Origin of the sequence: Pandoraea norimbergensis (genome assembly GCF_001465545.3) — a bacterium.
Classification (GTDB): domain Bacteria; phylum Pseudomonadota; class Gammaproteobacteria; order Burkholderiales; family Burkholderiaceae; genus Pandoraea; species Pandoraea norimbergensis.
The window spans coordinates 5240412-5253769 of record NZ_CP013480.3 but is presented as its reverse complement, the minus strand read 5'-3'; the positions used below and the strand labels follow the sequence as shown (position 1 = coordinate 5253769).

9 protein-coding genes and 1 pseudogene are annotated in these 13358 nt (G+C 65.7%); 6 read left to right on the top strand and 4 right to left on the bottom strand.

Going from position 1 to position 13358, the window contains the following annotated elements; genetic code table 11:
- Positions 1-196 precede the first annotated feature (196 nt).
- Complete coding sequence (locus tag AT302_RS22965; RefSeq protein WP_064674995.1) at positions 197-850, top strand: DUF4286 family protein; 654 nt, start codon at positions 197-199, stop codon at positions 848-850.
- A 49-nt stretch (positions 851-899) separates the two neighbouring features.
- Positions 900-2243, top strand: a complete 1344-nt coding sequence (locus AT302_RS22960; protein WP_058375986.1) for an MFS transporter — start codon at positions 900-902, stop codon at positions 2241-2243.
- A 120-nt stretch (positions 2244-2363) separates the two neighbouring features.
- Here AT302_RS22960 and AT302_RS22955 read toward each other — a convergent pair whose 3' ends face one another.
- From AT302_RS22955 to AT302_RS22940, 4 genes and pseudogenes are all read right to left on the bottom strand, one after another.
- Positions 2364-5114 (bottom strand): hybrid sensor histidine kinase/response regulator, encoded by a 2751-nt coding sequence (locus AT302_RS22955; protein WP_157125858.1) that lies wholly within the window; start codon positions 5112-5114, stop codon positions 2364-2366.
- Complete coding sequence (locus AT302_RS22950) at positions 5111-5935, bottom strand: response regulator transcription factor (RefSeq protein WP_237172214.1); 825 nt, start codon at positions 5933-5935, stop codon at positions 5111-5113. Before AT302_RS22950 ends, AT302_RS22955 begins: the two co-directional genes overlap by 4 nt.
- 447 nt (positions 5936-6382) lie before the next feature.
- A pseudogene (locus AT302_RS22945) lies at positions 6383-7683 on the bottom strand (UDP-N-acetylglucosamine 1-carboxyvinyltransferase).
- 256 nt (positions 7684-7939) lie between these two features.
- Positions 7940-8695, bottom strand: a complete 756-nt coding sequence (locus AT302_RS22940) for a GntR family transcriptional regulator (protein WP_237171999.1) — start codon at positions 8693-8695, stop codon at positions 7940-7942.
- Between the two features lie 346 nt (positions 8696-9041).
- Between AT302_RS22940 and AT302_RS22935 the strand changes: the two genes are divergently transcribed.
- The 4 genes from AT302_RS22935 to AT302_RS22920 are packed head-to-tail and all read left to right on the top strand — an operon-like array spanning position 9042 to position 13275.
- Positions 9042-9296 (top strand): DUF3311 domain-containing protein, encoded by a 255-nt coding sequence (locus AT302_RS22935; protein ID WP_058375985.1) that lies wholly within the window; start codon positions 9042-9044, stop codon positions 9294-9296.
- Positions 9293-10768: a sodium:solute symporter family protein gene (locus AT302_RS22930; protein ID WP_058375984.1), complete on the top strand. Its 1476-nt coding sequence runs from the start codon at positions 9293-9295 to the stop codon at positions 10766-10768. Before AT302_RS22935 ends, AT302_RS22930 begins: the two co-directional genes overlap by 4 nt.
- 3 nt (positions 10769-10771) lie before the next feature.
- Entirely contained in the window at positions 10772-12001 is a 1230-nt protein-coding gene (locus tag AT302_RS22925) for an amidohydrolase family protein (RefSeq protein WP_058375983.1), read from the top strand.
- Positions 11998-13275, top strand: coding sequence for an MFS transporter (locus AT302_RS22920; RefSeq protein ID WP_058375982.1), 1278 nt, complete (start codon positions 11998-12000; stop codon positions 13273-13275). Before AT302_RS22925 ends, AT302_RS22920 begins: the two co-directional genes overlap by 4 nt.
- Positions 13276-13358 lie beyond the last annotated feature (83 nt).

Here is a 13358-nt window from a genome sequence, read left to right as displayed (position 1 = left end):
TTCGCGCGGGGCGCCGGCCTACGGCCACTGGCGGGTCATAGGGGTCATAAGAATTTGCTGTTACGGCAAATTTGATTTCTTGTTGGACGCTTTTCCCCCGGTTTTGCACACTCGGAACGACGGTCGAGCCATGCGCATGCAGCGATGCCATGCGCCGGCCGGCCCCCCGATTGTCGAAACCGATGGAAATTGCCTCATGACTGCCACTGCCCCGCGCGCCCAACTCTGCATCTGGACGAATATCGACCCGGCTTTCGAAGCGGACTTCAACCGCTGGTACGACCGGGAGCACATGCAGGAGCGTGTGGCGATTCCGGGCTTCCGGTTTGCGCGCCGCTTCAAGGCGTTGCACGACACCCCGCGTCCGTATCTGGCGCTGTACTGCACGCAGGACGCCGGTGTGTTCACCAGCGAGCCTTACGCACAAGCCTTCAATCATCAAACGGAGTGGTCGCTGCGCAACTTCGCCCGCATGCAGGGCACGCAGCGCCGTGTCGGCACGCTCGACGTGGAAGCCGGTGAGGGACAGGGTGGCCAACTTGCCGCCTTTGTGCTCGACGAGGCTACCGTCGCCAAGTCGCACGCCCGTCTCGCTTCGCAATTGAGCGAACTGGCACAAGCCGACGGCATCGTGCGCGCCACGCTGCAAGTCACAGTGCCGCGTCTGTCGGTCTCGCTCACCGCCAAAGGCGCGCCGCTGCCGCCCGCCGATGCGGTCGTGCTCATCGAAGGTAGCGACGCTGAGGCCGTGCGTGCCGCCGCCGAGGCGCTCGCCGCCACGTACGGCGTGCCGGCTGCGGATGTCACCCGTTTCGCGATGCTCTGGCGCCTCGGTGCCGGTGACGACTGATTCCACCCGCGCCACCTCTCGCTACCTCACGCCCCTCCCGGAGACACACATGACAACTTACACGGACGCTCGCGACACTCGCAGCAACGACGGTGACGCCGCCGCTGCCGAGGCGCGCAAGCAACGGTCGAAAAAGGGCCGTCTCGCCACGGCCAGCATGGTCGGTACCACGCTCGAATGGTATGACTTCACGGTCTACAACACGCTCGCCGCGCTGGTCTTCAACCATCTGTTCTTCCCGTCGGTCGATCCGCTCGCGGGCACGATTCTGGCGTTGTCGACGTATGCGGTCGGTTATGTGTCGCGCCCGCTGGGTGGCATGGTCTTCGGCAACCTCGGCGACAAGATCGGCCGCCGCGCCGTGCTCGTGCTCACACTCGTGGTGATGGGGCTGACAACCGGCCTGATGGGGTTGCTGCCGACGTACGCGTCGATCGGTATCTGGAGTCCGGTGCTGCTCGTGGCGCTGCGCTTCGTGCAAGGGGTGGCGCTCGGCGGCGAATGGGCCGGTGCGGTACTGCTGTCGGTGGAGCATGGCGATCAGCGCAAGCGCGGTCTGAACGCCTCATGGACGCAGGTCGGACCCTCGTTCGGCACGTTGCTGGCCACGGGGTTGATTGCGCTCATCACGCTGGCGATTTCGCCGGAAGATTTCCTCTCGTGGGGCTGGCGCGTGCCGTTCCTGCTGAGTCTGGTGCTGGTGGCCTTTGGCTTGTGGGTGCGTCGCGGGGTTGAAGAAACGCCGATGTTCGAAGCGATGGCGCACTCGGATCGTCAGGCAGAAATGCCGATTGCCGATGTGTTCCGTTCGCACTGGCGCAACCTGCTGGTGGCCGGTGGTTCGCGCATCGGTTCGGATGTGCTTTACGCGCTGATGGTCGTCTTCACGCTGACGTATGTGACCGGCACGCTGCATCTGTCGCGTCCGCTCGCGCTCACAGCGGTGCTGATCGGTACGGCCTTCAACGCGCTGACGGTGCCGCTGTTCGGGGCGCTTTCCGACAAGCTCGGCCGCCGCCCGGTGTATGGCTTCGGCGTGTTGTGCGCGGTGATCTGGGCGTACGGCTTCTTCGTGCTGCTCGATACGGCGAGCCCCGCACTGATCGTGTTGTCGGTGGTGATCGGGCTGGTGATTCACGCGATCATGTACGGGCCGCAGGCGGCGTTTGTCACCGAGCAATTCCCGACACGCGTGCGCTATGCCGGATCGTCGCTGGCTTACACGCTCGCGGGCATTCTCGGCGGGGGCTTTGCGCCGCTGATCATCGTGAGTCTGTACAAGGAGTTCGGCACGACGGTATCGGTGTCGCTCTACGTGACGGCGGCGCTGGCGATTACCGCCATCGCGCTCTTCGCTGCACGCGAGACCGCGCATAAGCCGCTCAGAGATTGACGGTTCTCGACGCATCGCGATCGGCAAGACACGAAAACGAAACGAAAACGGCACGCTACCCGGCGTGCCGTTTTTGTTTTTTCGCGATGTCTACCGCCTACCGTGTGGCGCGCTGGCGCGTCAGGCTTCGCACAACGCTTCGAGACTGGCCAGATCGCCGCGTTGGGCCAATTGATGCACTTGACGCGCGAAGCCATCGAACTGCGGTGCCTGTTCGCTCAACCCGCAGGCCCAGTCCATCAGGTCGGTAATGGCGCCCAGTGCAATCAACTGCCGGGCCTGTTGCAGATGTTCGGGCGGCGGGCGCACGAAGTCGGCGCCGGTATCGTCATGCGCCGGGGCCCGGACGTCATCGCGTTGCAGGTCGAGCAAACGGGCGAGCGTGTTGCGCAGGTCGGCGAGTTCAATCGGTTTGAGCAGACAGGCGGTATAGCCGCCGTCGGACGCGACCACCTGCGGCGACGCCGAAATGGCCAACACCGGCATGCCGGGCCAATAACGGCGCACCGCGCGCGCCACGCTAAGCCCGTCGGCGTTCGGCATCATGTGATCCGTCAGCACCAGATCGGGGGCCATCTCGAGCGGATTGCCCAGTGCGGCGATCAGCGCCACGCCGTCGCCGAACGTGCTCACGGTGAAGCCCAGACTGGCCAGTTCGTCATGCAGAAACTGGCGGATCTCAGGGGAGTCTTCCGCCAGCCAGATGTGATGTCCGGTGCCGTCGAGCGAGGGGAGTGCATGCGTGGCACCTGCGAGCGACTGCGCCACGAGATCGCCTTCGTGCGCGATCTGTAGCGGCAGCGTGAACGCTACGCGCGTGCCCACGTTGGGCGTGCTGTCGATGGAGATCGTGCCCTTCATGCGCTCGACCCATTGCCGCACGATGGCCAGACCCAGCCCGACACCGGGCAGCCGCCGCGCACGGTCGAGTCGCGCGAACGGTTCGAATACACGCGACAAGTCTTCCTTCGCGATACCGCAACCCGAGTCTTCGACACCGAAACACACGTGGACCAAATCACGTCGCGTGATGTCTGGCGATGCGGATAGCGTGAGTGTGATGGTGCCGTCGGCGGTGTACTTCGCCGCGTTGTCGAGCAGGTTGCCCAGTACCTGCCTCACCCGTTTGGCATCGAGGGTGAGCAACGGCGGCAACGTGGCGCGAATATCAAGCAGGAACGCATTGCCGTGCTTGCGCGCGAGGCTCATGCCCTCCTGCGCGACGCCGTCGATGAAGGCGTGGGTATAGACGGGGGCGACATGCAGGGCGTCGGCTGCGCCACCGCCCGCGTACTCGATCAGGTCGTTGATCATCGCGAGCATGTGATGCGCGCTGCGACGGATGATGCGGCCCCGGTCGGCGTCTTCGCGCCCGCCCGCCTGAACGAGATCGGCAAAGCCGATGATCGACGTGAGCGGCGTGCGCAGATCGTGGCTGATGCGCGCAAGGAAGTCGCTCTTGGCGCTGCTGGCTTCATCGGCGGCGATCAACGCGGCCTGTAGCTCACGCGTGCGCGAATCGACGGCGTTGGCGAGCCGTGCTTGTTCTTCGCGGCGTGTTTCCAGTACTTCCTGCCGGGCAGCGCGCTGCTTGCGTTCCAATTCGCGTGAACGCCCGGCCACGATGACCGACAGCATGATCAGCACCGACAGGTTCGTGCTCCATGCCATGGCCGTGTTGGCCAGCCAGTCTTCCGGCAACAGGCCTCGGATGATGGCCAGCCGCCAGAACAACACCACACAGCCCGGCGAGAACGAGAGCAGACACAGCCGCGCGTTATTGAGGCCGCGACGCCAGCCATCGAGCATCGACACGACCCAGACGACGTTGAAGACGCTGAGCAGTTGCAGGTGCGTGAAAGCCGCCGCGCGATGATCACCGAACGCCACCCAGACGGTCATGCACGCCATGATCGCGATCATGGCGCGATAGACCCACCGCCAGAGCCGCACTCGGTTGAGGCCCGAGAAGATGACGACCATGGCGCTGAAGACACCCGCCGTGAGCGTCGAGAACAGGCTCGGCGCACGGACGATGAATTCGCCCCCCTGCGGCAGGAGGTAGCGGTAGATGAAGCCCTGAAACGCCATGTCCTGCGCCACCTGCGTGAGCGTGGTGAGCGCGAGCAGGGTGAACACGATGTCGCGCCGCGCGATGCCGAGTACGAGCGTGTACAGCGCAATGGTCAGCATCGAGCCGGCCAACAGCATCGCGACCATGGCGTTACGCGATTCGATGCGGCGGAAGTCGTCCGGCACCCACAGTTGCGGCACGATGCTGACCGACGATCGGGTCTGCACGCGAATGGCGAACGTCAGGCTTTCGCCGGGGGCCAGCGAGATCGGGAAGACTGACGTTTCCGAGCGTATCGGATGCCGGGACAGTGGGACGGTGTGGCCCGCGAGCCACGTGATCGTGGGTTGCGTGGTGCCGGTGGGCATCGCGTAAAAGCGCACGTCTTCGAGCCGCACGATGCCGATGCTGAGCCAGCGGGTGACCGGCTGGTGGCTGGGGTTATCGACGACCCCCTGAATCCAGAACGCCGACTCGCTGTAGCCGGGGTTGAGCATCTTGGGCGTGACGTCGCGCCAGCCGGGGGCGGCGAGCGCTTGCGCCGCGTCGAGCTTGGCCGAAGGGTCCACCAGCAGGCGCAACTGCTTGTCGAGCTTGAGCGGCGACGCCGCGTCGGCGATATCGATGGCGGACGGGGATGGGGATGTCGATGGCGATGGCAATGCCGTTGACGACGTTGAGACCGGCGTGGTGGCCAGCGCACCGTGCGCGAACGTCAGCCAGCCGAGCAGCATGACGATGGCCCACACCGCCCGCCGCCATCCTTGCGCCGGGCTTCCCGCAGGCGCAGCGGTCATTGCGACGATCCCGGTGCGGCCCCGGGCGCTGCATCACCGGCGCGTGTGTCTTGCGTGTCTTGTGTATCGGGCGCCGTGTGTGCGCCGCGTTCGCGAAAGCCGCTGGGCGGCATGCCGAAGCGCTCGCGAAACGCGGTCGCGAAGTTGGCCGCGCTGGCAAAGCCCACGGCACTGGCGATGTCCTGCACGTCGAGCGAGGTCTCCGTCAGCAGGCGGCGCGCTTCTTTCATGCGCTCTTCACGCAGAAAGTCGAAGACGGTCACGCCCACGCAACGGCGAAACGCCAGATTCAGCCGCCGGGTGTTGGTGCCGACGGCGTTGGCCAGTCCCGCCAGTTCCGGCGTGACGTCGAGCTGACCCAGCAGCAGCGCGCGCGTGGCGCGATAAAGCACGGCATCGAGCGTGTGGGCTTGCACAGGCAACGGCGCTTCGGGGGCGATCGCTGCCACGGCGGCGGCGGGCACTGCCGTGGGGGGCGTGGCGGCCGGCGCGGGCGCATTGGCCTTGAGGTGAATCGACAGACGCAGGCGCACTTCTTCGAAGTCGTAAGGCTTGGTCACATAATCGACCGCGCCCGCCGTGAGCCCGGCGACGCGCTCACCCGGCAGGGCGGCGGCAGTGAGAAAAATCAGGGGAATGTGGCGCGTGCCGGGGTCGGCTTTGAGCAGGCGGCAGGCCCCGAGGCCGTCGCAGACCGGCATACGGATATCCATCAGGATGAGATCGGGCTGCACGGTGCGCGCCTTGGTGTAGCCATCTCGGCCGTCTTGCGCGATGTAGACCCGGCAGCCCTGCTGGCTGAGAAAATCCATCAGCAGCATGCGGTCTTCCTGATTGTCGTCGACCACGAGCACGCGCGCGCCGGACAACTGGCGGGCATGGGCGGAGGCGGACCATGGAGTGCCGGCACGGCGTGCAGCAGCCGTGGAATGAACTGTGCCGGACGGCGGCAAGGGCAGGGGGCGATCGCTCATGATGGCCGTCATTCTTTCACATTCGATCCGGCGTACCGGGGGGATGTGGCGCGTTTTGCCGCGCACGCCAAATATTTTTCCGTCAGGCAAACATCACATGCCGTCGGGCAAAGGTGTCGTGCCGTCTGGCAATAGCGACTCAGGTAAGGTCAGCCGTCGGGTTCGCCGCAGCGATGACCGGCGTGCAGGCGATCGGGGGGTCGTTTGCCGTTGGCGCGCTGCTCTGTGCGAGCCCGGCCCCCCCGGGGGGGCCGGACGCCGGCTTTCTTGCCCTGCCGATCCCCGGTCGAAACCTTATTCCGGTTCGGTCCACACGACGTTGGCGCCGACCGAGCACAGGTTCTCGACAAAGCGCGGATGCGCGCGCTTGATCGGCAACGCATTCTTGATCGTCGATTGGCCGTCGATACTCGACGCCACCATCAGCAGCGCAATCGCCACCCGAATGATGTACGGACTCTCGACCACCGCCGGCGAGAGCGGAATGCCGCCAAACGTGATCAGGCGGTGCGGGTCGGACTGAAACACGTGCGCGCCGAACTTCGACAACTCCGTCGACCAGCCCATGGCGCCGTCGTAGACCTTGTTCCAGAACATGGCACTGCCTTCGGCCTTCACGCCCAGCGCGATGAAGATCGGCAGCAGGTCGACCGGGAAATACGGCCACGGCGCGGCTTCCACCTTCGTCAGAATGTTCTTCGTGAACGGCGTCTGCACCTTGAGCGGGCCTTGGGCCGTCGCGGTCGACCAACCGTCGCGATGCTCCACCTTCACGCCGAACTTGGCGAACGTGCGGTCGATCAGCGGAAACTGCTCGGGGCAGTGTTCTTGACGGTGATCTCGCCGCCGGTAATCGCACCGAGCGCGAGGAACGTGGTGATTTCGTGGAAGTCTTCCGAGAAGCGGAATTCACCGCCGCCGAAGCTCGACACGCCTTCGATGGCCAGTTGCGAGGTACCCACGCCTTCGATCGGCACGCCCAGCATCTGCATGAAGCGGCAGAACTCCTGCACGTGCGGCTCCGACGCCGCGTTGTTCAACTGCGAGCGTCCGTTGGCCGAGGCGGCGCACAGCACGAAGTTCTCCGTGGTGGTCACCGACGCGTAGTCGAGCCAGTGGTGAATCGCCGGGCGGGCGCTGTCGGCGTGGATGAGCAGCGAGCCTTCGGTGCGCTCGACGCGTCCGCCGAAGTGGCGCAGCACTTCAATGTGCGGATCGATTTCGCGCACACCCAGCGTGCAGCCCTTGATGTTGTCTTCGATGCGTGCGACGCCAAAACGCGCGAGCAGCGGCGGCACCAGCATGATCGACGAGCGCATCTCTTCCGGCAGATGGTCGGTGCGCGGGTCGAACTTCGTATTCAGGTGATGCACGTCGAGCGTACCGGCTTCGAAGTCGACACTGACATCGCTGCCGAGCTGGCGAAAGATGTCGAGGATCTTGCGAACGTCGGTAATCTCGGGCACGCCGATGAGCCGCACCGGCTTGTCGGTGAGCAGCGTGGCGCACAGCACCGGCAGGACGGCATTCTTGTTGGCGGAGGGGGTGATGCGGCCGCGCAGGGGCTGGCCGCCGTGGACTACCAGATGGGACATGGGCTTCCTTCGGGCTTCTTGCGTCAAGCGGGGGGGATCCGTGAATCCGTGAATCCGTGGATAGGGGGATCGGGTTGAGGCGAAATATACCCCGATTGCGCCGGGTGTGCGACGTGACCCGTGCGTCGTGGTGGGATTGTTGCGCCTTGCTTGACGGGCGTCAGCGGGCCGTGAAACAGGCATAGACACGCCACTGGACCGCTGCCGGGGCGCCAACGGGCAGTCGGCAGCGCGCGTCGGTGCCGGGTGTCGTCGCTCAGCGCACCGCGGCGTTGGCGAATGCCTCGGCAAAGATCGCGTGGAAGTCGGGGGTCTCGGCGGCCGCTGCCCGGGTGAGTACGCGCGCTTCCAGCTCGTCCAGATGGGCTGTCGCCAATGCCACCGCCGCCTGCGTTTCGCCTGCCCGAAGACGTGCCACCAGTTGCGCATGCTCGGTGGGCGCGCAATGGATGAACTCCGCCGGGTCGAACAACGCCTTGTAGAGCTCGGTTTTCGCGACCAACTGACGGGCAAAGGCTTCTAGCTCGGCGCTGTTTGCCGTGTCGATCAACTTCAGATGGAATTCGCCAGCGAGCCGGATCGAGCGCTCATGTGTGCCCTGCGCATGCGAGTCGGCTTCCTGCGCCACGTGCGCGTCGAGCTGCGCGAGCTGCACCGCGCTCAATTGACCGCAAACGCTCGTGATCACGCCGGTTTCCAGCACGCGCCGGGCGCGGTAAGTCTGGCGGATGTCGTCAAGCGAGGGTTGCGGCACGAAGGCGCCGCGATTGGGTTCGAGCACCAGCTTGCCTTCGAAGCCCAGCCGGGCGAGCACCTTGCGCACCGCCCCGCGAGTGCAGTCGAACGCCTGCGCGAGGTTGCGCTCGCGCAGCGGCATGCCCGGGCGCAGCTTGCCTGAGAGCAACGCTTGCGAGATGGCGGCATACACCCGTGCCTCGATTTGCTGTCCCGCGCTCCCGGCGCTGAGGGAATCTTCTGCCGGTGCCTCGTGGGCCTCTGCGGTGCGGCTCAAACCAACCCTCCTCATGAATCGAAATGCGAACCTGCGAACCCGGCCGTGGACCCGGCGGCGAGTTCAGCGGCGGACTCAGCGGCGAATCGCCGGGAAATTCTTTACGTCCTCGCGCCAGCAAAGCCCCGGCAGACGTGTCTGTGGGGCGCATTGTACCCGTCGCTTCCGCTCGCTTGTTCGTCTGCGGAAAACCCTCGGTTTGCCCCTTGCCGCCCCCGTGACCTTGCATTTTGGCATCGCACTGCCGATAATGGTCAACAAAAATGGTTAACCATTTTATGGCTAAAACCATCGAGCCGCACGACAGCGGCCATCCCCCTTGGATTTGTTTGGGTCTGGAGACGTCATGAAACTCGTACATTGTCTGGCCGCGCTGCCTATTGCGGCCTTCTACAGCGGCGGCTGGCTCGCCGAACATGTGGGCACCCGGCTCGCCGGTCTGCCGTTCCTGATGACATGGAACATCGTCTGGCTGCTGCTCACCTCGGTTGTCATGGTGGTGATGTTCCGCTTTGACGGTTCACGCGAGGCCGCTGCGGCCGACCGTGCCAGCGCGGTGTCCGCCGCCAAGGGCCAGAAGGCCCCGGGAGCCGCGTCATGAATGCCGCCCTCACCGTGATTGCGGCGTTTCTCGCCTTTGCCTTGTTTATCGGCCTGCGCGCACGCCGCGGCCGCAAGATGAGCCTTGAGCAATGGGCCGTGGGCGGGCGTGGCTTCGGCACGCTGCTGGTGTTCCTGCTGATGGCCGGCGAGGCCTTCTCGACGTTCACGTTTCTGGGCGCGAGCGGTTGGGCCTACAGCAAGGGGCCGCCCGCGTTCTACATCCTCGCGTACGGTGCGCTCGCTTACCTGCTCGGCTACTGGATGCTGCCGGCGGCATGGCGTCACGCCACACGTCACAACTGCGTGTCGTTCTCTGACTTCTTCGCCACGGCGTACCGCTCGCGGGCGCTGGGCGTGGTGGTGTCGCTGGTCGCCGTGCTGGGCATGAGTGCGTTGCTGATCATTCAGTTGCGCGGGCTGGGCATCATCGTGTCCGAAGCGTCGTACGGCACGATTACGCCGACGGTCGCGATCTGGTGCGGTGCCATCGCGATGGTGCTCTACATCACGGTGTCGGGCATTCACGGGTCGGCCAGTATTGCGATTTACAAGGACATCCTGATTCTCGTGATCGCGGTGTTCCTCGGCATCTATCTGCCGTTGCACTACTTCGGCGGGTTCGGCGAAATGTTCGACCGTATCGAAGCGGCGCGTCCGGGCTTCCTGCAAATGCCGACGAGCGGCCTCACGCTGTCCTGGTACAACTCGACGATTCTGCTGACCTCGCTGGGCTATTACCTGTACCCGTACGTCTTCACGTCGGTGTATGCGGCGAAGAGCGAGACGGCCGTGCGCAAGAACACGATCCTGATGCCGCTGTACCAGATGGTCATCGCGTTCATGTTCTTCGTGGGCTTTGCCGCGATTCTGCAAGTGCCGGGGCTCACCGGCGCCGATTCGGATCTCGCGTTGCTGCGCATCGTGAAGCAGACGTTCTCGCCGTGGTTCGTCGGTGTGATCGGTGGCGTCGGGGTGTTGACCGCGCTGGTGCCGGGTTCGATGATTCTGCTCAATGCGTCGACGCTGCTCGCCAAGAACGTCTATCGCGACGGCTTTGCACCGCACGCCAGCGATGCCTTCGTGGCCAAGCTCGCCAAGCGCGTGCTGCCGGTCTTCGGACTCGTCGCGGTGTTCTTCGTCTTGCGCGGTGGTGCGACGTTCGTCGCGCTGGCGCTGTTCGCATCGAGCCTGCTGACGCAGTTGTTCCCGTCGTTCGTGGCCAGTTTGTTGCCGCGTCCGTTCGGCAACAAGTACGGCGCGTTTGCCGGTATCGGGGCGGGCGCCGTGGTGCTGGCGCTGGCCGTGACGCTCGACGTCAATTTGCATACGTTGCTGCCGGGCGCACCGGATACGGTGGCATCGATCAACATGGGGCTCGTCGCACTGGCCGTGAACGCGGTAACGTTCGTGATCGTCAGCGTGCTGACGCGGGCTCGCAATGTGGCGCCGGGACTGGCGCAGGGAACTTGATTCATGACAGTACTGGATAGTCTGAAACCGCTGGAAATTCGCAATGCCCGCGCACTCGACGGGTCACCCGTCGCCGTGCGCATCGAACGCACGGCCGACGGCCGGGCGACGATTGCCGCCATCTGGCCGTCGTTGCCCGATGCGCCCGCCGCCGCCAGCGGCGTGGAGTCGATCGATGCGCAGGGCGCGCTGCTGATGCCCGGTCTGGTGGAAGCACATACGCATCTGGACAAGACGGCGTGGGGCATGCCGTGGTACGTGAACGAATGCGGTTCGCGCCTGATCGATCGCATCGACAACGAGCGCTCGTGGCGCGCGAGCAGCGGGCACGATGCCGGTGCCGCCTCGCTCGCGCTCGGCCGTGCGTTTCTGGCGGCCGGCACGACGCGTCTGCGCACCCACGTCGACATCGATACCGACGCCGGGCTGCGCCATCTCGACGGCGTGCTCGCCACCCGCGAGACGCTGGCCGACACGCTCGACATGCAGATCGTGGCGTTCCCGCAATCGGGCGTGCTCGAGCGCGAGGGCACCGTCGCATTGCTGGACGAATCGCTCGCGCGTGGTGCCGACGTGCTGGGCTGGCTCGATCCGTGCGCCATCGACCGCGACCCGGCGAAGTCGCTCGACGCGATGTTCGCGCTGGCCGACAAGCATGGCTGCCCCGTCGACATTCATTTGCACGAGCCGGGCGAGATGGGCGTGTTCTCGTTCGAACTGATGCTGGAGCGCATTGCGGCACTCGGCATGCAAGGCAAGGTCGTCGTCTCGCACGCGTTTTGTCTGGGGGAACTGGACGCCGCGCGTGCCGAGTCGCTGCTCGCTCGCTTGGCCGACGCCGGTGTGTCGCTGATTACGACGGCGCCGCCCTCGCGCGTGGTGCCGCCGCTCATGGCTTGCCGCCGTGCCGGTGTGCCGCTCGCGGGCGGTAACGACGGCATTCGCGATACGTGGACGCCCTATGGCTCGCCCGACATGCTGGAGCGCGCCATGATGATCGGACTGCGCTACAACCTGCGCCGCGACGACGAGCTCGACATTGCACTCGACTGCGTGACGCATCAGGGCGCGCAGGTGTGCGGCTTTCAGGACTACGGTTTGCACGTGGGCGCTCGTGCCGATCTGGTGCTGGTGGATGCCTTGAATGCCGCACAAGCCATCGTCACGCGTGCGCCGCGTCGCTGGGTGGTGGCGAACGGACGCGTCGTTGTGCGTGAGGGCGTGGCGGTATGACGCTTTGGCTTGCGATTGTCGCGGTCGGCCTGACGCTGCGCCCGACACTCACGTCCATCAGCCCGCTGTTGCCGCAGATCCGGGAAGCCACCGGGATGAGTTTTCCGGTGGCGGCGCTGCTCACCTCGTTGCCCGTGCTCGCCATGGGCGCGGGCGCATTTGCCGCCAGTAGCCTGACGCGGCGGCTGGGCGAACGGCGCGGCGTGCTGCTGGGACTGGTGGCGCTCGCGCTGGCGTGTGGTGTGCGATTCGTCGCCGACGACACGGTGCTCATGCTGGCGACTGCGCTTGCGTCGGGCATCGGCATCGCGATTATTCAGGCGTTGCTCCCCGGTGTTGTGAAAGCGAACTACAGCGCTGCGCGCATGACTGCGATGATGGGCATTTATTCGGCGGCGCTCATGGGCGGCGGCGGGCTGGGCGCTGCGGCGAGTCCGTGGGCGTCGTCGCTGGCCGGCGACTGGCGCGTCGGGCTGGGGATGTGGCTCGCGGTGGTCGGCGCCGCCGCGCTGGCATGGTGGCGTGCGCCGCTCGGCGTTCCGGCGGTGACAGGGGCTGAAGTCTCGGATGCGCTGGCGGCGCGTCATGCCGAGTTGCTGGGCAAACATGGTGAACCTGGCAAGCGCGTGAATGTGACGCCTGTGACGAGCGCCGCGACGCGTGAGCCTTCCATGCTCGATCTGCTGCGCAACCGTCGCGCGTGGACATTGGCGGTCTATTTCGGTCTGATCAACTGTACCTACACGACGATGGTCGCGTGGCTGCCGCCGTTTTATCAGCAGGCGGGCATGAGTGCGACGCAAAGCGGTGCGCTGCTCGCTGGGCTGACGGCCTGTCAGGTTGTCGCGGCGCTGGCATTACCGTGGCTGGCGCGGCGCAACGTCGACCGACGCCGGTGGCTCACGCTGGCGCTCGTGGCGACGCTCGCCGGGCTGGTTGGTCTGGTGTTCGCCCCCGAAGCGGCGCCGTGGCTATGGATCGGCGCCATCGGTTTCGGACTGGGCGGCACGTTCTCACTCGGTCTCGTACTCGCGCTCGATCATCATGCGCACCCCCGTCATGCGGCCGCGCTCGCGGCGTTCATGCAAGGCGTGGGCTTCTGCATTGCGGCGCTTGCCCCGTTTGCCGCTGGCGCGGTGCGTGCGCTGACCGGTGGTTTCACCCCGGCGTGGGTGGCCCTCGTTGGCGTGAACCTCGCCCTGATTGCGCTGACCTGGCGCTTCGATCCGGAAGGTTATGCGTCGGCGCTCGGCCGGCGATTCTCCCTACCGTGATTCCGGTCATCCTGTGCGCCCCGTTGCCGCACGGGGTGGCACACGAAGTCATGCGACCCGCAAGCGTCAGGCTTCGCACGCGT